This is a genomic window from Mucilaginibacter sp. KACC 22063, from assembly GCF_028736115.1.
Classification (GTDB): Bacteria; Bacteroidota; Bacteroidia; order Sphingobacteriales; family Sphingobacteriaceae; genus Mucilaginibacter.
In genome coordinates this window covers 1,100,599-1,121,270 of the sequence record NZ_CP117877.1, presented here as the reverse complement: position 1 = coordinate 1,121,270, position 20,672 = coordinate 1,100,599, and the positions used below count along the sequence as shown (strand labels likewise).

General features: G+C 41.1%; 17 protein-coding genes and 1 tRNA gene. 7 read left to right on the top strand and 11 right to left on the bottom strand.

Translation table 11 applies throughout. The features are described from left to right. Positions 1–200: 200 nt before the first annotated feature. A complete protein-coding gene (gene recA, locus PQ461_RS04920) occupies positions 201–1,208 on the top strand; it encodes a recombinase RecA (protein ID WP_274302251.1) in 1,008 nt (335 codons plus the stop codon). A 210-nt stretch (positions 1,209–1,418) separates the two neighbouring features. Here recA and PQ461_RS04915 read toward each other — a convergent pair whose 3' ends face one another. Further along, positions 1,419–1,589, bottom strand: coding sequence for a hypothetical protein (locus PQ461_RS04915; RefSeq protein WP_274302250.1), 171 nt, complete (start codon positions 1,587–1,589; stop codon positions 1,419–1,421). Between the two features lie 60 nt (positions 1,590–1,649). Then, on the bottom strand, positions 1,650–2,651 hold the full coding sequence (tsaD, locus tag PQ461_RS04910; RefSeq protein ID WP_274302249.1) for a tRNA (adenosine(37)-N6)-threonylcarbamoyltransferase complex transferase subunit TsaD: 1,002 nt from the start codon (positions 2,649–2,651) through the stop codon (positions 1,650–1,652). A gap of 75 nt (positions 2,652–2,726) precedes the next feature. Here tsaD and PQ461_RS04905 point away from each other — a divergent pair, with 75 nt between their 5' ends. Continuing rightward, positions 2,727–7,163, top strand: a complete 4,437-nt coding sequence (locus PQ461_RS04905; RefSeq protein WP_274302248.1) for a translocation/assembly module TamB domain-containing protein — start codon at positions 2,727–2,729, stop codon at positions 7,161–7,163. Here the strand turns inward: PQ461_RS04905 and PQ461_RS04900 are convergent. From PQ461_RS04900 to PQ461_RS04890, 3 genes are all read right to left on the bottom strand, one after another. Then, complete coding sequence (locus tag PQ461_RS04900; RefSeq protein ID WP_443192780.1) at positions 7,160–8,365, bottom strand: bifunctional 3,4-dihydroxy-2-butanone-4-phosphate synthase/GTP cyclohydrolase II; 1,206 nt, start codon at positions 8,363–8,365, stop codon at positions 7,160–7,162. The genes PQ461_RS04905 and PQ461_RS04900 overlap by 4 nt on opposite strands. A 93-nt stretch (positions 8,366–8,458) precedes the next feature. Continuing rightward, positions 8,459–9,877 (bottom strand): LptF/LptG family permease, encoded by a 1,419-nt coding sequence (locus PQ461_RS04895; RefSeq protein WP_274302246.1) that lies wholly within the window; start codon positions 9,875–9,877, stop codon positions 8,459–8,461. A 28-nt stretch (positions 9,878–9,905) separates the two neighbouring features. Further along, complete coding sequence (locus PQ461_RS04890; RefSeq protein WP_274302245.1) at positions 9,906–10,286, bottom strand: START-like domain-containing protein; 381 nt, start codon at positions 10,284–10,286, stop codon at positions 9,906–9,908. A 137-nt stretch (positions 10,287–10,423) separates the two neighbouring features. On the opposite strand from PQ461_RS04890, the gene PQ461_RS04885 reads away from it, so the two are divergent. The 4 genes from PQ461_RS04885 to PQ461_RS04870 all read left to right on the top strand — a co-directional run bounded on the left by PQ461_RS04885 (position 10,424) and on the right by PQ461_RS04870 (position 13,961). Then, a tRNA-Met gene (locus tag PQ461_RS04885) sits at positions 10,424–10,497 on the top strand. Between the two features lie 47 nt (positions 10,498–10,544). Beyond that, positions 10,545–10,808, top strand: a complete 264-nt coding sequence (locus tag PQ461_RS04880; RefSeq protein WP_274302244.1) for a GIY-YIG nuclease family protein — start codon at positions 10,545–10,547, stop codon at positions 10,806–10,808. A 204-nt stretch (positions 10,809–11,012) separates the two neighbouring features. Beyond that, positions 11,013–11,744 (top strand): YoaK family protein, encoded by a 732-nt coding sequence (locus PQ461_RS04875; protein ID WP_274302243.1) that lies wholly within the window; start codon positions 11,013–11,015, stop codon positions 11,742–11,744. Positions 11,745–11,927: 183 nt separating this feature from the next. Beyond that, the gene (locus PQ461_RS04870) at positions 11,928–13,961 is read left to right on the top strand and encodes an NPCBM/NEW2 domain-containing protein (RefSeq protein ID WP_274302242.1); all 2,034 of its coding nucleotides are present in this window, start codon (positions 11,928–11,930) and stop codon (positions 13,959–13,961) included. A gap of 7 nt (positions 13,962–13,968) precedes the next feature. Here PQ461_RS04870 and PQ461_RS04865 read toward each other — a convergent pair whose 3' ends face one another. Beyond that, on the bottom strand, positions 13,969–14,151 hold the full coding sequence (locus PQ461_RS04865) for a hypothetical protein (RefSeq protein WP_274302241.1): 183 nt from the start codon (positions 14,149–14,151) through the stop codon (positions 13,969–13,971). Positions 14,152–14,223: 72 nt separating this feature from the next. After that, entirely contained in the window at positions 14,224–16,614 is a 2,391-nt protein-coding gene (locus PQ461_RS04860; protein ID WP_274302240.1) for an ABC transporter permease, read from the bottom strand. Positions 16,615–16,888: 274 nt separating this feature from the next. On the opposite strand from PQ461_RS04860, the gene PQ461_RS04855 reads away from it, so the two are divergent. Further along, positions 16,889–17,674, top strand: a complete 786-nt coding sequence (locus PQ461_RS04855) for a mechanosensitive ion channel family protein (protein ID WP_274302239.1) — start codon at positions 16,889–16,891, stop codon at positions 17,672–17,674. A 73-nt stretch (positions 17,675–17,747) separates the two neighbouring features. Here the strand turns inward: PQ461_RS04855 and PQ461_RS04850 are convergent, their stop codons facing one another. From PQ461_RS04850 to PQ461_RS04835, 4 genes are all read right to left on the bottom strand, one after another. Beyond that, the gene (locus tag PQ461_RS04850; RefSeq protein ID WP_274302238.1) at positions 17,748–18,005 is read right to left on the bottom strand and encodes a hypothetical protein; all 258 of its coding nucleotides are present in this window, start codon (positions 18,003–18,005) and stop codon (positions 17,748–17,750) included. A gap of 256 nt (positions 18,006–18,261) precedes the next feature. Beyond that, on the bottom strand, positions 18,262–19,191 hold the full coding sequence (locus tag PQ461_RS04845) for a TIGR01777 family oxidoreductase (RefSeq protein WP_274302237.1): 930 nt from the start codon (positions 19,189–19,191) through the stop codon (positions 18,262–18,264). 8 nt (positions 19,192–19,199) lie between these two features. Further along, complete coding sequence (locus PQ461_RS04840) at positions 19,200–20,021, bottom strand: thiol-disulfide oxidoreductase DCC family protein (protein ID WP_274302236.1); 822 nt, start codon at positions 20,019–20,021, stop codon at positions 19,200–19,202. 63 nt (positions 20,022–20,084) lie between these two features. Next, positions 20,085–20,591 (bottom strand): GbsR/MarR family transcriptional regulator, encoded by a 507-nt coding sequence (locus tag PQ461_RS04835; protein ID WP_274302235.1) that lies wholly within the window; start codon positions 20,589–20,591, stop codon positions 20,085–20,087. Positions 20,592–20,672 lie beyond the last annotated feature (81 nt).

Below are 20,672 nucleotides of genomic sequence, written 5' to 3'. Positions count from 1 at the left end.
TATTTGATTGATGCTATAATCTTAAGTAAGTTTACTAACGTAAAATTAATAATTCAAACCGTTATAAATTGAAGCCACCAAGTGCGTACTGATTAAAGCTTTTGTTAATTTCTGTACAACTTCAAAATAACTAAAAAATAATTACTAATTTTTTTAGCATTTAATTAAATAATATTATATTTGTCTCAAGATACATTAAGATGAGTAACGCAGATAAATTGAAAGCATTGCAGCTTACGCTTGATAAGCTGGAAAAGTCGTATGGCAAAGGAACCATAATGAAATTGGGCGACAACGTGATTGAACCGATGGAAGCCATTTCAACTGGTTCAATTAGTTTAGATGTTGCATTAGGAATTGGCGGCTTGCCTAAAGGCCGTATCGTAGAAATATATGGTCCGGAGTCATCCGGTAAAACAACCCTGGCTATCCATGCTATTGCAGAGTGCCAGAAAAAAGGCGGCATAGCAGCATTTATTGATGCAGAGCATGCTTTCGATCGCTTCTATGCTAAAAAACTTGGCGTAGATGTAGAGAACCTTTTAATTTCACAACCAGACAATGGTGAACAGGCATTAGAGATTGCCGATAACCTGATCCGTTCGGGCGCTATCGATATTATTGTTATCGACTCAGTTGCGGCCTTGGTTCCTAAAGGTGAGATCGAAGGTGAAATGGGCGATTCTAAAATGGGTTTACAGGCGCGTTTAATGTCTCAGGCATTGCGTAAGCTTACCGGTACCATCAACAAAACCGGCTGCTGCTGTATCTTCATCAACCAGTTACGTGAGAAGATCGGTGTAATGTTTGGTAACCCTGAAACTACTACCGGTGGTAACGCCCTTAAATTTTACGCTTCGGTACGTTTAGACGTTCGCCGTATATCACAAATTAAGGACAGCGACGAGGTTTCTGGTAACCGCGTTAAAGTGAAGATCGTTAAAAACAAAGTTGCGCCTCCGTTCCGTATTGCCGAGTTTGACATTATGTTTGGTGAAGGTATTTCTAAATCTGGCGAGATCATAGACTTAGGTGTTGATTACAACATCATTAAAAAAGCAGGCTCATGGTTCAGCTATGGCGAAACCCGCTTAGGTCAGGGCCGCGATGCTGTTAAGCAATTAATATTAGACAACCCGGAACTTGCAGAAGAACTGGAAGCTAAAATCAAAGCAACTGTTACCGGCGAAAGTCTTGCAGAAGCATAATACATTTGATTAGCATATAAAATAACGAAAGGCTGCCTCAAAAGGTGGCCTTTGTTGTTTTTACATTATTATAGAGTTGATCGTCATTGCGAAGAGCAAAGCGATGAAGCAATCACCGTTTAGCCGAGCAAAAACCTTGTAAGTTGGAATAGCATGTAGGGGATTGTTTCTCCGTATGCCGACGAATGACAAAAAAGGTTTATAGTAAGACTACTTCCCACCCGTGCGGGCGTACATATAGATTACAGCAATTAAAATTGTTGCAATAACTACAATAAGCCCTATCGTTCCCTTTTTCTTGTCCTGTTTCATTACCCATATCAGGAATACAAAAAGTGGAATGGCAAATACAATCCAGAATATCAGAGAAGCTCCGCTCATAGTAGTGTTGAGTTATTAATGAGTGAGTTACATATATAACCCAGCTCATATGGTTAATTTTCAGAAAGGCATCCTTGCAAGCGGCGCTACTTCCTGGCTTACAAATTCACCTTTTAAATATTTATGATAACCGGCAATAGCAATCATGCCGGCATTATCTGTACAGTATTGAAATGCCGGGATAAAACTTTTCCAACCCTGCTCATCTGCCAGTTGTTGTATGCCTTGCCTTAATCCTGTATTAGCCGAAACCCCACCGGCAAGCGCTATTGCATTAACACCATAGTCCTTAGCCGCTTTCTTCAACTTATTTAGTAAGATTGTTGTGATCCGTTTTTCAACAGAGGCACAAATATCAGCCATGTGCTCTTCTTTAAAATCTGGATTTAACTTTTCATTATCCCTGATAAAATAAAGGATAGCTGTTTTCAATCCGCTGAAACTAAAATCATATCCGGGTATTTGCGGCTCAGGGAAATGATAAGCATTCGGGTTGCCCAAGCGTGCATATTTATCAATGAGCGGGCCGCCGGGGTATGGCAGTCCCAACACTTTACTCGTTTTATCTAAGGCCTCCCCTGCTGCATCGTCTTGCGTCTGTCCAATGATCTCCATATCAAAATAATCCTTCACCAGTACAATTTGCGTATGGCCGCCTGATACGGTAAGGCATAAGAACGGAAATTCGGGTTTATGATCACCAATAAAATGGGCAAGCACATGGGCCTGCATGTGGTTAATATCAATAAGCGGGATATTTTGAGCCAGTGCAAAAGCCTTGGCAAATGACACGCCTACCAATAATGAACCTAAAAGTCCGGGGCCGCGTGTAAAAGCTACCGCATCAATATCATTTTTGTTTATTTTCGCGTTAAATATTGCTTGTTGTACTGCAGGAATAATATTTTGCTGATGCACGCGCGACGCAAGTTCGGGCACTACGCCACCATATTTTTCATGGATGGTTTGATTGGCAATAATATTGCTTAACATGATACCATCTGCGCAGATAGCCGCAGAAGTTTCATCACAAGAAGATTCGATTCCTAATATTACAGGCACAATTACGTTTTAAACTGCAAAGTTATTAAAAAAGTACTCAAAATAGCGATAGGTATTGTATTGGTCATCTTATTGGTGCTAAGTATAATACTGCTCATTTTTCAATACAAACCAGTACAAACCTGGGCAGCCAAAAAAGCAACAGCTTATTTATCTAAAGAGCTGCAGACAAAAGTTGATATTAAAAGCCTTTACATAAAACCGTTCTCAAGCGTAGTATTAGAAGATCTATATGTGTTAGATAAGCAACACGATACCCTTTTACGCACCCCGAAATTAACGATTGAGCTAAACAGGTTTTCTATATTCAGCAGCGTACCTGCCCGCACCATTAATTTCGAGTCTATCGTATTAGATAACGGCTCTGTTTACCTCAAAAAACTAAAGGATAGCACAAGCAACCTTAAATTCATTATAGACTATTTTAACAAAGGCCCCAAAAGCACTAAAAAGTCTAAGCCCTGGACACTTAACTTTCATCAGATTACTATTAACAACCTGCGTTTTAGATACAAAAATCAATTAAACAATACCATTCTTAAACATCAGGTAAACTTTAATGATGTTGACGTAAGTAAGCTAAGTGCAGTTTTCAGGAATCTTGATCTGAAAAACCATTTGTTTAAAGCCCGTGTATCAAACCTTACATTAAAAGAAAAAAGCGGTTTTTATATTAAGAATCTAACCGCCAGTACAACCGTTGATACCAACCAGATATTTCTGCAAAACTTCTTCATAGTAACACCCAAAACCCGCTTGCGCGATTACTTCCGGATGAAGTTTAAATCGTTTGATGACTTCGATGACTTTGAGAACAAGGTATACATGGATGCAGATTTTAAATCTTCGTTCATTTCATCTTCAGACGTTGCTTATTTTACCAGTACGCTTAATAAAACACGTTTCGATCTTGGTTTAAACGGCCGTATCAGCGGTAAGGTAAATCATCTTAAAGCCAGGCACCTTACCGTTACCGGCGGGCAGGCTACTTACCTAAGCGGCAACTTTAGCTTAAAGGGATTACCAGACTGGGAACATACCTGGCTGGATCTTAATTTCAATCAGCTGGCAACCAATAAGCGCGACTTAGACTTTTTGTTAGGTCGTTTTGCCGGTGATCCTAAAATGAAGCTACCTGAGTTTCTGTCGAAATTTGGCAACATCAACTTTACAGGCAAGCTGGAAGGGTTACAGGATAATTTTAAAACCTCAGGTACTTTTAAAACAGCCCTTGGCCGTTTTGATCCGGATGTTCAGCTTACCTTCAAAAAAGTACCAGGCTATGTAGGCAAGGTAGCCTTATATAATTTCGACTTGGGTACAATGTTAGACCAACGCTCGCTTGGCCGTACAACATTAATGGCAGATATCAATGGCAGCGGTGACGAACTGAAAAACCTGAACATCAAAGCGGATATTAAAGCCGACTACCTGGTGTTTAACAAATACCAGTACCAAAATCTTGCTGTTAACGGCTCGTTTGTGAATGACAACATAAAGGGTAAAGTTACCCTGCGTGACCGTAATGTAAAGCTTGACCTTAAAGGCGGCCTCGACCTCAATCCTAAAAACCCGGTTTATAGTGCCGAAGGGTTAATTACAGAAGCCCGTTTACGTTCGCTTGGCTTAATTAAAGATACAATTACATTAAGCACGCAGCTTAAAACACATTTTGAAGGCAGCACGCTTAAAACATTGCAAGGGTACATCAGCCTTACGCCAATCAGGATAGTAACGCCACAACACAACTACCTTGTAGATTCTATAGCCATAACAGCAAAAGGACTTGCAGATCAACGGAATATCAGCCTGCGTTCAACCTTAATGGATGCGGATCTGAAAGGCAACGCCGACCCAGCTACATTACCAGCCTACTTTAAATCTGTTGCTAAAAAATATATCCCGTCATTAAATGTTAAAATCCCAAAGTTTGGCCAGCAGAACTTTGAGTTTAGCATGCAAATCAAAAATCTGGATCCGGTGGCCGCGTTTTTTGCACCCGACTTAAAAATTCCTGAGCAGGGTACTTTTAACGGGCAGTTTAACTCTGCCAAAGAAACAGCCACCTTTAACGGCTATATTAAGACACTGAAGTATGGCAAAACCGTTTTCCATGACCTGATCATTGACGAAAATACATCAGACCAGTTTATGGGTGTCAACCTTTCGCTTAGCAAGATTGATCTTACTGATAGCTTGTTCATTAAAAACATTACGGTAACCAACTTCCTGAAAAAAGACAGCCTTAATTTCAACGTTAAGCTGTCTGATAAAAACGCGATCAACCAGTTAGACCTTTACGGTCTTGTGGAATTTGGGCGCGACACCACAGCTAAATTGAAGCTGTTACCTTCGGACGTTATCCTGGAGAACGAAAAATGGCACCTCGATGAGCAAGTGCGTATCCGTTTACTGGATGGTAAAACTCAGATTGAAAACTTTGAGCTGACCAACGGCACGCAAAAAGTTAACATCAACGGCTTTATCGCTTCAAATAATACCGATAAACTAACCATATCATTTGATAAATTCAGTATGGTAACGCTGGATCAATTAACCAGGGCTGCGGGCGTACATTTGAAAGGCACCATGAATGGCGATGTAAAGTTGGTATCTTTACTTAAAAGTCCTGGGGCAGCCGCCAACCTTAGCATTGATTCGTTAAACATGAACGGAACAGATGTTGGAAAAGTAAAAATTGCATCGACACTGGATAACTCAAAACGGGAAATTAACTCAAGCCTGAACATCTTAAGTCACGGACTGGAGACCATGAACATCGGGGGCATTTACCGCCTTGATGCAAATACGAACAACTTTGACTTTAACGTAATAATGAATCAAACACCTGCGGTGATATTTGAGCCGTTTGTCAGTGGTTTGGTATCAGGGCTTAAAGGCACGGTTTCTACTAATCTTAAACTTACCGGTTCCTTAAAAAAACCTTTGTTAAACGGAGATTTAACCCTTGCCAATACCGGCCTTACCGTTGACTATCTTAAAACATCATACATTATCAATGATAAACTTGATGTGAAAGACAACCTGATAGAAATTCAGGACATGAAACTATCAGATGGTAAAGGCGGAGTAGGCAATGCTAATGGTACTGTAAGCTTAGCAGATCTGTCTAACCCTGATATTCATGTAACGCTTACCGCACGTAAACTCATGGCTTTAAATACCACATTTAAAGATAACAGACTTTATTACGGAACGGCCTTTGCCACTGGCGACTTTGCTTTTAACGGCCCTGTTGATAACATGAAGATCGACATTAAAGCCCGTACCGAAGATGGAACAATATTCAACATCCCGCTTAATACATCTGCCACCGCAGGCGAATACGATTATATCAGGTTTGTAAGCCATAAAGATTCGGCGAAGGTTATACCAAGCGCCAACTCGTTCAACGGTGTCACTTTGAACTTTGACCTTAGTGCAGATGAAAAAACTGTAGTACGCATTACTACCGATTACGGTGCGCTTGAGGGCCGCGGAACAACACGTAACCTAAAACTGAATATCAATAGTTTAGGTGACTTTGAAATGTATGGTGACTACCTTATCTCTTCTGGTAAATTCGAGTTTACTGCCAAGAATTTTATCAGCAAAATATTCCAGGTAAACCAGGGCGGTACTATACGCTGGACAGGCGACCCGGCCAATGCAGAGATTAACATGCAGGCCATTTACGAGGTGCGTACCAACATTGCCGATCTATATACAGCCGCAGGCCTGCTTTCGCCAACGGGTAGCCGGCAGGAGCTTGTACAGGCTAAATTGATCCTGACCAATACGCTTGCTCAACCTACTATTGATTTTGACTTTACCTTCCCTACCGACCCATCTGTAAAAGATGACCTGGGAACGTATCTGACTGATTATAATAACCGCAGCCAGCAGGCATTAAGCCTGATTGTGCGCAGGCAGTTTGCATCGGGCTATGGTAATAACTTTGGCAACCAGGTAAAACAAACCGCGCAAGATGCCGTGAGCGAGTTTGCGTTTAATAAACTGAATAACCTCATTGCGCAATCAAACCTGATCAAAGGAGTGGATATTAACTTCCGGTCGGCAAGTGATGCCAGCGCATCATGGCGCTTGTTTCATGACAGGCTGATACTTAACGGAAGCCTTTACAGCAATAACCTGAGCAACAATCTGTTCGCACCCGGCGCATCGCAGAATAATCTCTTTAATGGCAATCTTAATAACTTTACCAAAGACTTTGAGATTGACTACCTGATCAGAAGCGATGGCAGGTTACGCGCCAGATATTCATACCGGGTACTCAACAGTACTACCCTAAACAGCCTTAGCGATCAATTATCTTTGCAATATGTTAATGGTATCGGTTTAATTTACCAACGCGATTTCGACAACTTCGGCGAATTCTTCAAAAGCATGTTTAGCCGTTCACGTCGTAAAAACACCACAAACAATACGGGAGATAAAGCTACCCCCGCAAGTGATGTAAATGACATGGATAAGGAAGACGAAAAAGATTAATGATTAAGCAGGATGGAATGATTCATTTTATCGCGCTTGGTCTTCAAATAACTTTCATTGTGAGGATTAGGATCAATTTCAATCGGCACATTTTCAACCACCTCAAGCCCGTAACCTACCAGGCCTGCACGTTTTTTAGGATTATTGCTCATCAATCGCATTTTAGAGATGCCTAAATCACGTAATATCTGAGCGCCGATGCCATAATCACGCTGATCCATTTTAAAGCCCAGCTGTAGATTAGCGTCAACGGTATCAAAACCGTTTTCCTGTAGCTGGTATGCTTTAAGTTTATTAACAAGGCCAATACCACGGCCTTCCTGGTTCATATATAGAATTACGCCTTTGCCTTCCTGCTGAATGATCTGCATTGCCTTGTGCAACTGAGGTCCGCAATCGCAACGGCAGGAACCAAATATATCTCCGGTAACGCATGAGCTGTGCACACGCACTAAAATTGGCTCATCTGGCTCCCATGTACCTTTAATTAGGGCAAGGTGATTTTCGCCGGTATCAGTCTGTGTGTAAGCGATCATGTCAAATTCACCCCATTCGGTAGGCATTTTAACAGCCACTTCCTTACGGATCATGGTTTCTGTAGCCAAACGGTACTCGATCAGGTCTTTTATCGAAACGATTTTAAGATCAAATCTTTTGGCTATTTCCAATAACTGAGGTAAACGCGCCATTTCGCCTTCCTCGTCCATGATTTCACAGATCACACCGGCAGGCTCAAATCCTGCAAGCACAGAAAGGTCAACGGCAGCTTCGGTATGGCCAGCACGGCGCAGTACCCCGCCATCTTTAGCAATAAGCGGGAAAATATGCCCTGGCCTGCCCAAATCTTCGGGCTTTGTAGCAGCATCAATTAAGGCTAATGTTGTTTTTGAACGGTCTGAAGCCGAGATACCTGTAGTACAACCCTGCCCTAAAAGATCTATGGATACCGTAAAATTAGTTTCATGCGAAGCCGTGTTACGGCCAACCATTGGGTCGAGCTGAAGCTCTTTAGCACGTTGAACCGTTACAGGTGCGCACACAAGGCCGCGGCCATGTTTTACCATAAAGTTAATGGTTTCGGGTGTGGCGTTACGGGCGGCCGTTAAAAAGTCGCCTTCGTTCTCACGGTCTTCATCATCAACTACAATTATTGTTTTTCCGGCTTTAATAGCCTCAATAGCTTCGGGAATAGTGTTAAGCATGGTGTGCAAAAATTAAACTGTAACACACAGTATATACAAACTTACATCAAAATGTTGCTATGCAAGTCTGCACTGTGTAAAAACATTACGTAGCTAAACGGCTTTGCGTTTAATGAAGCGTTGAAAAAATTTCTTATAAGCATCCATATCAAATAAAACAGAATCTGTAGCTGCTTTATAAGAAAGGAAAATACCGATAGGCGTTAACACTGCAATGGCTATCCACATGCCCACAAGCGGCGCAACGTGCCCTTCTTTAACAGATTTTTCGCCAATGGTGGCAATAATGTAATAAATAAGGAAGAAGATTACAGCCACTACTACAGGCAGCCCGAGACCGCCTTTACGGATGATAGCCCCTAATGGCGCCCCTATCAAGAACAAAACCAGGCAGGCAGCAGACAAGGTAAATTTTTTCTGAAATTCGATAATCGATTTCCGCATGTCTTTAGAAACAGCTTCATACCTATCGGTACGTGCTTTAAGCATGTCCTTTATTGATCTTGCTTCGCTGCTGGCGTTATTAACGATAGTAATTTTGGTCATACGGTCGCCTTTGGTAAAAGAAGGGGAATCTGTAGTGACGTATTTTAAGCCGGCCGGAGATTTATGCGGAAAATTAAAAAACTTATAGTAAGGCGCCAGAAGTTTAAAATTCGAACGTAAGCCTGTATCAATCTGCCGCGAAACCGAATCCCTGTAAAAGCGTAGCTGCTTTAAATTCATCATTTGAAATGCGCCCTTAAACTCGCTTTCGCTCGTCCGCTTCATTTTAAAGCCCGACATATCAAACTTTTGTTCCGTCTCTTTAAAACGCTGCCGGGTAAAACGCTGACGGGTATTGCCTGTTTCGCCCGGTTCTTCTACATACCTTATACCGTTTTTAAGTATCAATACCAGGTAAGCATCGTTAGGGGTACGGTACATTAACCCCTCTTTAGCAAACATCACATTGTTATTGTTTTGAGCTGCATTACGCTCATAGATCATCACATCATGCAGGGTTTGCCCATCCGGATCCTTCTTTTTCACACGGATAGAGTATCCCGGAAAGCTATTATTAAACACCCCCTCTTTGATCAGGAATGCCGCTTTTTGCTGGCGTGCATCCCACAGTAGCGAATAATATTTGAGATTAGCCACCGGCAGCATATAATCTGAAAATATAAATGCTGATATGGCCAGCCCGGTAACTACAATTACCATTGGATACATGGCGCGGCGCAAAGATATACCGGCAGATTTAATAGCAACAAGTTCGTAATTCTCGCCCAGGGTACCATACGTCATGATGGATGACAAAAGCACAGAGAGCGGCAATGCCATCGCTACGTTGGTAGCCGAAGCATACATCATTAATTCCAGAATGATATACCACTCAAATCCTTTCCCGATCAGGTCGTCGATGTATTTGAATAAAAACAGCATCAACAACACAAACATTACAATGAAAAAGGTAACGATAAAAGGCCGGATGAAGGACTTCAGTATTAAAAGGTGTATCTTTTTCACAATACAAATTTAGCGAAATTACCTGGTATCAGGCACCAAGTACGCTAATTAGGTATTCGATCTGGTTATCCCAGATCAGCCTGCGGTCGGGTATATTTTCTTCAGCAGCAAAATCGGTAATGGCCAAAGCCACATCATTGGTAAGTTCGTCCTGTACAATTTCCATTTCGAAATAACATTGCGGATCATCTTCTAACCAATGAAAACGTACACATTTATTCTCCTTGTTAACCAGCAGCCTGGCTTTTTGCTGTTCATCATCCCAGGTAAAGGTGTAAAGCTGGTCGCGTACGCTAACATTGTCGGCAAACCATTGCATTAAACCATTAGGCTCACTTATAAAGCTATACAAAATACGGGGAGAGGATTTTATTTCATATTCAATATGAAATTTCTTTTTTTCGGACATACTGTGAGACAACGGTTTACACTAATCAGGTTTAAAATTTAAGATTTTTTCTAAAGGAAACTAATTTCTGCTATATTTGCAAACCTTTTTCGGCAAGCGTTACATTAAATGTGAGCAAGTAAAAGGCAAACATATCCGGCGGGGTAGCTCAGATGGTTAGAGCGTAGGATTCATAACCCTAAGGTCGGCAGTTCGATCCTGCTCCCCGCTACTTAAAAGCTCCTTTATCAGGGGCTTTTATTATTTTCACCTTACCTTATGTTTACAGTTTACGTTTTGCACTCACCTGCTTACGACAAGATTTACGTCGGCTATACATCAGATTTAAATAACAGGATGCTATCGCATAATGAACTTGCTACTAAAGGATATACCATAAAGTACCGGCCTTGGAACTTAATTTATATTGAAGAATTTTCAACCAAGACTGAGGCCTTGATAAGAGAAAAGCAGTTAAAATCATCAAAAGGCAGGGCATTTATCCGGGAGATGACAAACTCAGAATTACACAAAAGAGCGTAGGGTTCATATCCGTCAGCCGACGGACGGCAGTTCGATCCTGCTCCCCGCTACTTAAAAGCCCCTTTATCAGGGGCTTTTCTTATTTTCACCTTTACCTTATGTTTATAGTTTACGTTTTGCACTTAATTGCTTAAAAGTCCAGAGAATACATTAAAAATCTAACAAAGAGCGGGCATTCTTACAGCAGTTTCCGATATTTAGGGCATGTTAAGGCATACCGGTGCTAAAAGAAGCTTTTCACATAATTTACGCCTGGCAATATTACTTTGCCTTAATGCCGGTTTTATTAACGCTGCAGGTTTTATTGCCTTTAGCGTACTAACCACCAATGTAACCGGGCATGCCGCTTTACTTGCTGTAAATCTGGCCGAAATGAACTTTCGCGCGGCACGCATGGTGGCGCTATGGCTTGTGCTATTCCTGTCTGGAGCATTTGCATCAAGCTGGTACATAGGCCGTACTGGCCGCGATAAGCCTTTTGCTTATACTGTTCCTATTTTGGTAATTATTACCATTGTGTTCTTAATCGCCCTGTTTGGAAGTTACTACAGACACACCTTACAGGAGACCGAATATTTTGCAGGCAGTTTACTATTCGCAATGGGGATGCAGAATGCCCTGGTTTCAGTAATATCGGGCGCTGTCGTGCGTACCACCCATTTAACCGGAATGTTCACCGATTTGGGAATTGATCTTTCTGCGGCTGCACTGCAACGCAGAAATTTACCCGTAAACCTTAAGCGCCGCATAGGGTTAAAAATAGCCATTATTGCTTCTTTTCTTTTAGGCGGCATGGCTGGCGGCATTGCATTTCTGCATTTCAGATTTCATTCTTTATTTGTCCCTGTAGCTTTACTATTTATTGCGCTTACTTATGACTATCTAAGGATAAGGGTTAAACGGGCAATTATACATCGTCAGCATAAAGAGCATTAAGTATGCTCAATCACTCGTCATTAAATTTATGAGTACTGGCTGATTCGCTTCATCATTTTTTGTAATTGCAAGCTGTAGTGATGATATACATAAATTTGCACGCCATTTATAGAAAACACCTATATTTAGTAAAATCAATTACTACCAATTAAGCATTCATAAAGCTTACACAATTATAAACCTATGTCGAAGAACAATACCTGGCTTATCGCCGCCCTGATTTTTAGTTTATATTTCTTTTCTACCCAATGTGTATTTGCGCAGACAGTATGGTTAGATCAGTTGGACCTGAGTGCGGCTACACAAGGCTATGGCATGCCCGGTAAAAACAAATCGGTTGAAAATAAGACCTTAACTATAGCAAGCAAAACATTTGAACGAGGGTTCGGTACCCATGCCGAAAGCTCGTTATTAATCAAACTTAATGGCAATGCAACCCGTTTTACTGCCCTCGTTGGTATTGACGATGAAGTGACCGGCCATGATCCGGCGGTTGAGTTTGTAGTTTTAGGCGACAAGAAAAAACTATGGTCTAGCGGCATTATGCATTTAAAAGACAGCGCCCGCTTTTGTTCTGTTCCATTAACAGGTGTGCAGACCATGGAGCTGGTAGTTACCGACGGCGGAAACGGCAATTATTACGACCATGCCGACTGGACAGATGCCAAGTTTGAAACCAGTGGCAAAGGCAACATCGCCGCTACTAACCCAATATCAAGCGAGAAATATATCCTTACACCTAAAGCTTCGCCAAAACCTAAAATCAATGGTCCCGCTGTATATGGCGTTAGGCCAGGTTCACCGTTTCAATACCTGGTACCTGCTACAGGCAACCGCCCAATGCGTTTTTCTTCAAAAGGTTTACCTGCCGGCTTAAAGCTTGATGCCCAAACAGGCATCATCACCGGTAAACTTCCAAAAGCAGGCACATTTAATGTCATATTAACAGCAAGCAACAAATTAGGAAAAGCTGCAAAAACTTTACGCATTATGTGCGGTGACAGAATTGCACTAACGCCTGCAATGGGCTGGAACAGTTGGAATTGTTTTGCCAATGAGGTGTCTGCCGATAAAATTAAACGCGCTGCTGATGCGATGGTTAAAAGCGGACTAATTAATCACGGTTGGACATATATTAACATTGACGATTTCTGGCAAAACAACCGAGATTCAAAAGATCCTGATCTGCGAGGTAAATTTCGCGATGATCGGGGCAATATTTTACCTAATAAACGTTTCGGAGAGATAAAACCGCTTGCCGATTTTGTACATAATAAAGGGCTAAAGATCGGCATTTATTCGAGCCCCGGCCCGTGGACCTGCGGTGGTTGTGCAGGAAGCTATGGCCACGAAGAGCAGGATGCCAAAGCCTATTCCGAATGGGGTATTGATTATTTAAAATATGACTGGTGTAGCTATGGTGGAGTTATAGATGGCATGCCAGAAAACGATCCTTACAAGGTTGCATCGTTTTCTCCTACAGGCGGTAGTAATTTACAAACAGCTATTAAACCTTATAAATTAATGGGCGATTATCTGCGCGCTCAGCCTCGCGATATTGTGTTTAGCCTGTGCCAGTACGGCATGTCGGACGTATGGAAATGGGGCGACTCTGTAAATGGGCAGAGCTGGCGTACCACTGGCGATATTACCGACACCTGGAACAGTGTAAAAAGTATTGCGCTGGAACAGGATAAAGCAGCAGCCTGGGCAAAACCGGGTAACTGGAACGACCCTGACATGCTGGTTATAGGCAATGTAGGTTGGGGAAACCCGCACCCAAGCAAACTTAAACCTGATGAGCAATATCTCCATTTCAGTTTATGGTGCATGTTTTCTGCCCCATTGCTTATTGGCTGCGATATGGAAAAACTGGACGATTTCACTTTAGGTCTGCTTACCAATGATGAAGTAATTGCCTTAGATCAGGATCCGTTGGGCAAACAGGCTACCTGCCAGGATACGGTAGGTGATCTGCGCATTTATGTTAAAACCCTTGCAGACGGAAGCAAAGCAGTATGTTTTTGCAACTTCGGACAGGAAAAAGTAAGTATCGCTTATAACGGCTTTAGCAAACTAAATATTAAAGGCAAGCAGCAGGTACGCGACCTGTGGAGGCAAAAGAACATTGCAGCTATTGATACCAGAACCAGCAAACTACATATAGAAGTTCCGGCACACGGTGTGGTTTTGTATAAGTTTTATCCGGGTAAGTAAGCCAATCTTAAAGTTTGGACATTCTGTTGCTCATTAATGATTTTTTGCCGGTACACTTAACCGTTATCTCACTTGCATGAACAATACCTAAAGTATTGCCGGGAGTTACTTTAAGGTAATATTTCAGGTAGCCGTCCATTACATTTTTGCACCGGTCGCGGTAAACTTCACCTGCAAAAACGTGATCCAAAATGCGATCAAAGGATTTTTCCTTTCAGAATCTTAACAAGTGGGCATAAATAAAATTGCTGATCACTCCTGATCATTCGGCCTTCAACGCACCAATAGGTTTCATAACAGCCGCTTTAACAGATTGAAAACTAAGCGTAGCTAAAGCAACAATGACGCATGTTAACCCGGTTATAGCAAACACCCACCAAGGTATACTTATGCGATAAGCAAAAGCATTAAGCCAAAGGTTCATTACGTACCATGCAATAGGTGTTGCTATTACCATTGCTATAAATATCAGCTTTACGAAATCTAAAGAAAACAATTGTACAATACTGGCTACAGATGCTCCTAATACCTTGCGTATCCCTATTTCCTTTGTGCGTAAATTAATGTTATAGGCAGTTAACCCCAATATACCCAAACAGGTGATAAAGAGTGTAAGAATAGAAAATACGGCAACAATTTTACCAAACCGCTGCTCGTTTTTGTATTGCTGGTCAAACATGTCATTCAAAAACCTGTAGGTAAGTGTATTACCTGGGCAATTTGCTTTCCATATTGCCTGCACCTTGCTTAACACTTTTTTAGGATCACTGTGCTGCAACTTTAATGAATAAAAAGCGGCATTATCATTATAGTAATGGATCATTGGTATAATAGCCTCTTTCATTGACAATTGATGATAGTCTTTTATCACCCCTTTAATGGTAACCGGCCCATTCATGTTCAGCTTTTGCCCAACGGCTTCTGCGGCGTTCTTAAATCCAAATAACCTGGCTGCAGTTTCGTTAATCAGCACCTCATCTTTATTGAGGCTGCCCTCTCTGAAATTCTCACCGGCTGCAAGATTGATCTGCATAGTTGGTACAAACCGTGCATCTATTCCATACAGATAAAAATCATAACCCAACCCCTCCTTACTTTCATAGCGACTAAGCCCTGTGCTGGAACTGATATCGTGCTGGCTAACGCCCGGCAACGCCCCCGATGCCGAAACACTGGTAACACCCGGTATCTCAGCCAAAGCATTTTTAAGCGCAATACTTTGCTGTGTACGTATAGCATCATCAACCTCGGGCGCATTAAGCACAAGTATCTGGCTGGCATCCATACCCAGGTTTTGCTTTTGCATGTATGTTAGTTGTTTGTATACAATAAAAGATGCCGAAAGCACGATTAAAGCAGTAGCAAACTGCCCCACAACCAAGGCTTTTCTAAGCATATCGCTTTGCCTTGAAGCGGTAAATACACGGTTAACTACCCTAATTGGCTTTATGGCAGCAAGGCTGATTGCGGGATACAACCCTGATAAAAGGCAATTAAAAATTAATAAGCCCAGGCACATTGACCAAAATAATGCTGTACCGAAAAAGCTGATTTGAAGCGGCCTTTCAACAAGTTGAAAATAAAATGGAAGGGCTATCCATACAATGATTAAGGCAACCGCCAAAGCAAACACATTCACAAACAATGTTTCTGATAAGAACTGAGTGACAAGCATGCCTTTTGACGACCCTAACAATTTACGCATCCCGGTTTCTTTTATCCGCCTTGCAGACCGCGCTGTAGCTAAGTTCACATAGTTTACAGACCCGATAAGCAGGATAAGTATAGCTGAAATAAGCATGAACTTCACTGACTTTGCATCGCCGTTAACTTCGGGCTCGTAACTTTTATGCGAGTGGAGGTGAATAGATTTTATAGGTTCGGCAACAAATACGTTTCCTGCAGAAAGCTTGCCCTTCAACGTAGCACGGCTAAAGGCTTTTAGTTTATCATTAAAGGCATTCAGATTAACACCAGGTACCAGCTGTAAGTAAGTATAATTGTTGTTTCCGTCCCAACTGTTTAAATTCCATCCCATCACAGGCAGGGATGAAAATGACAGCAACATATCTATTTTTAAATGTGTATTAAGTGGCGGATCTTTAATAACACCTTTAACAGCATATAAATATTTACCTATTTTAAGACTTTTACCAATGGCATCATCTGTACCGAAGATGCGCTTGCATTGCGATTGGGTAAGTACTACCTGCATCGGGTTTGTCAGCGATGTATTTTTATCGCCTCTTATCAGATCATAATCAAAAACATCAAAAATAGAGGGGTCTGACGCATAAGCATGCTCAATCTGGTAAAACTGGTTATTATAGTTAACTACCGATCCGCTTTCCATATGCTGGATTCTCACATAGTTTACTACTTCAGGAAAGTCCTTTTTTAAAAGCGGCGCTAATGGCGGATGTGTCTCGCAATCAGTAATCACATATTTAGCACCCTGGTAAATATCATAAGTAACACGGTAAATGTTGTCAGCCTTTTTATGAAACGACTCATAGCTATACTCAAAATTCACAAAGTTGATAATTAGCAGGAATACTGCTGTGGCGATAGACAACCCCAGTATGTTAATCACTGAATAAAGGCCATCTTTCTTAATATTTCTCCATGCTAATTTGATATTGCTAATCGACATAAGGCTTTATTATAGTTAATTATTAAAAGGCGCAATTGAAATACCAATACCGTAAACACGCTTTAAGCACATTAGAAGCAGTTAGGCAAAAATTCAACTGTACGGATACGAACAGAGTCGTCCATATCCGTACACCTTGTAAACGCCATTCAGATACACCAGTAATCTAAAAATCAGTTATAAATTTTACAGGTTAATAAAGTTATCCTTAAACAAAGCAAGAATATATATCGTTATTTAAAAGATTTTGATACCCTCAACAATGATTAGTTTTATGCAATTTGATAAATTTTATGACAAAGCTACGGATTGGGTTATCCGGTACGGTCCACGCTTTGTAATCGGTATAATTATACTACTCATCGGTCTTTGGGCCATAAATGTGTTTGTGAGTTGGTCGCAACGCGGCATGCAGCGCAAATCTGTTGATCCATCACTCAAACCATTTTTGGTTAGTTTGCTTGGTGTGGCCTTACGGGTATTGCTTGTGCTTGGCGTAATGCAGGTCATCGGTATCCAGATGACTTTATTTGCTACAGTAATTGGTGCATTGGGTGTGGCGGCCGGCCTTGCGTTATCCGGTACTTTACAAAACTTTGCCAGCGGTATACTCATATTGTTGTTAAAACCATTTACAGTGGGCGATAATATTATTACCCAAGGCCTTGAAGGCACAGTAAGCTCGATACAGATATTTTATACCATTGTCATCACGTTTGACAACCGGGTGGTGGTGGTACCCAACAGTAAACTATCAAACGAAGTAATTATCAATATCAGCCGCGAAGGCAAACGCAGGCTTGATATTAATATGAGGTTTCCAAACATCATTGACTTTAATGAAGTAAAAGCGGTGCTGGAAAAAACGATTGATGCATCAGAAAGCTGCCTTAAATCGCCCGAAAGACGTATCGGCATCAGCGAATTACAGGCCGACGGATATATTGTAACTGTTTATGTATGGGTAAATGCCCACGGCTACATGGACAATAAGCTAACTCTACAAGAAAAATTGCTCGAAAGCATAAAGGCATCAGGTATTAAAATGGCAGGCCTTTAAATACATAAAGCCGCCCGAAGGCAGCTTTACTATATATATTGCAGCGCTTGGCTGCGAAATTGGGGGCAAATTGTTAAATGCTTTTGTACATGAGGCGAAGTTTTCTGATCACGCAAAATGCAAGCACTGTTTTTAAGATCAGCGGCAGTACTGTGGGATCAAAGAACCGGAAACTTGCATCCCAATCATAACCGGTACGCATCATTACCGTCCAGAAGCTAATAGCTATTACAAATGCCGCACTTAAAAAGAAATCAAGTACTTTATACTTGCCGCTAATGTGTTCCAAAAAATTTGAAATAAGATCTGGTTTGTAATTGCTGCTTGTCATGGCTTTGTTATTAAATCAGTATTTAACTTAAATGAAATACATTTAAACTATTGCAAACCCTGTTCCTACCTCAATTATATTTGCTGATTTAAGTATCTATTTAAGCATTAAGCCGCTTTAAATAAGTTCAAAGCAGTTTTCTAAATAAAAATCCCTTAATTAAGTAATAGGTAAAAATCAATTACTGATGAGGGGATTTAATCTGCAATTAAAAAACACGGGGAATAATGGGGAATTCACTCCCAAAATACTTATATTATATTCTGACGCTTAATATATCATCAATTGCATGCCGGGCATTTGAAAACATAAACTGGTAACCGCCTTGCACCAGTTGTAACGGTTTAACCCATCTACTTTTTAAAATCAGTTCTGTTTCGGTACCAATCAGCCTGGCACCTATTTCAAGTAACCACGCAGGTGCAGGCAAGCCGAGCGGTATGCCGCAAGCTTTGCGTAGTGCTTTCATAAAGTCCTTGTTCTTTATTGCCACAGTTGCGGTACAATTAACAATACCATCCATTTCATTGTGCAGTAATAGCCATTCGGTACAGCGTGCCACATCCTGTTCATGGACCCATGAAATATATTGCTCGCCGTTACCTTGTTTACCGCCCAGGCCAAATTTTACCATATTTACAAGGCGCGGAAAAACGCCATCACTGCGGCCAAGTACTATACCCATGCGTAATGCAACCTTACGGGTTTGCGGCGTTTCCTGCTCAAAAAATGTTTGTTCCCATTGTTTACAAACATCAATGGAAAATCCATAACCAATTTCGCCTGTCAACTCATCCTGTGCATGGTCTTCCGCGTGGCGATATATGGTTGCAGAAGTTACATTGATCCACAGTTGCGGTGGCTGATTTAGCTGGCTGACCACTTTGCCTAATAAAGCAGTAGGTTCAACTCTCGATCTGATGATCTCATTCCGGTTTGCCTCATTGTAACGGCAATTCACGTTTTTACCGCAAAGGTTTACCAATAGCTCGGCACCTTCCAGTTCCTTTACCCAATCTCCATCGTTAACACCGTCCCAAACCAGGGTTTTAATGTTGTTGATATTTTGAGCAGGTTTACGGCTAAGGACGATCACCTCACCAGCAATGCTGTGATAATAATTGGCAAGCACCTTACCCAGGTAGCCGTTGCCACCGGCAAGTATGATTTTTTTGTACTTCATCATCCTTTAAGTTAATTGTTCATAAAAATAACTGCCAAAACAAGCATACGGTAGAAAGACCATGTTATAGTAAGCCACCAGCCCAAACCCATTAATTTACTCCGACGAATATGTTCTAAGAACATCAGCATTACTATAGCCATAAAATACATTAAATAGACAAGCGGCTGATTGCCTATATATTTATGGAATAAAAACATTGGGGATAACAATAAAGAACCGGCAAATGAAATCGTCATCATGTTACCTAAATAATCCCAGGTCTGTTGTCTAAACATAGCAGACATAATACATGCCTGAAAGATGATCTGACCACCGCAGATGAGGTATTCGCGATAACTGCTTCCTAAAGGTAAGATGCCAGTTAAGAGAGGTACATATTTTGTTAAGATAAATGCGGTAATTGCCCAGGTAAAAACAAGATACGCTAACCTGTATTTCAATTTGAATGTTGGTGCGTACTCAAAGTCGCGCTGGCCTGAAGACGGCACTATTACCCTACGGTTGTAAGATACAAATGCATATAATTTTGCCATTAACCAACCAAATGCTTTTGAAGCAAAAAGCGGCTTAAGTAATGGAAATGAATTACTGATTACTTTAAATAGGCTTTGAACACCATAAGTTACCTCGCCTGTTGATTGGTTAACCAATGCAATTTCATCAACGGCACGTTGTTTATCAATAAGCGGACAATTATTACCTCCATATTTTTGATAAGACTGCCGCCCGTTAGCATCAAGCATTCCTGACTTAACAAATGCCCGGGTATAGATATTACACATTGGGCAATCTGCATCAAATAAAATAAGGTGGTTTTTCAAAGTGTTCATTGTATTGTATTTTTTAATATAGAACTTTCAATAATTTTTGAAATTTATAGAGCTAAAAAAAGCTTATTTGATAAGCTTGATTAAAGAACCCCAGAACCAGCTTTCTTCAGCTTTCATCATGGTATCTAAAGTGCGGTCTACATTTTTTGCGAGCTTATTAATATCAGTCACAGTTTTATTGAACGTTGCGTAATCGGGGTCTTTTTTGTCACCCTCCACTTTTGATAATTCATCCAGTAATTTAATAACCGGGTCAAGTTCTCTTTTTCTACGTTCTTTAGCTACCTGGCGTGCAATGTTCCAAACATCTTTATCTGCGTAAAAAAATTCTTTGCGTTCACCTGCCTTATGTCGCTTCTCTACAAGCCCCCAGTCGATCAGATCACGCAGGTTCATGTTAGCATTACCGCGGGATATTACAAGTGCTTCCATAATTTCGTCTGCACTTAATTCGCCGGGCGTAACAATTAGCAAAGCATGCACCTGGGCCATAGTGCGGTTAATTCCCCACTCTGATCCGAGCCTACCCCATGCCTCAATAAATTTTCTTTTTGCTTCTGGTAATTGCATATACAAATGTACTTATAATTATCAAACTTTCAAAATTTATTGAAAATAAAATACAATAATCATATCCAATTAGCTCAAATG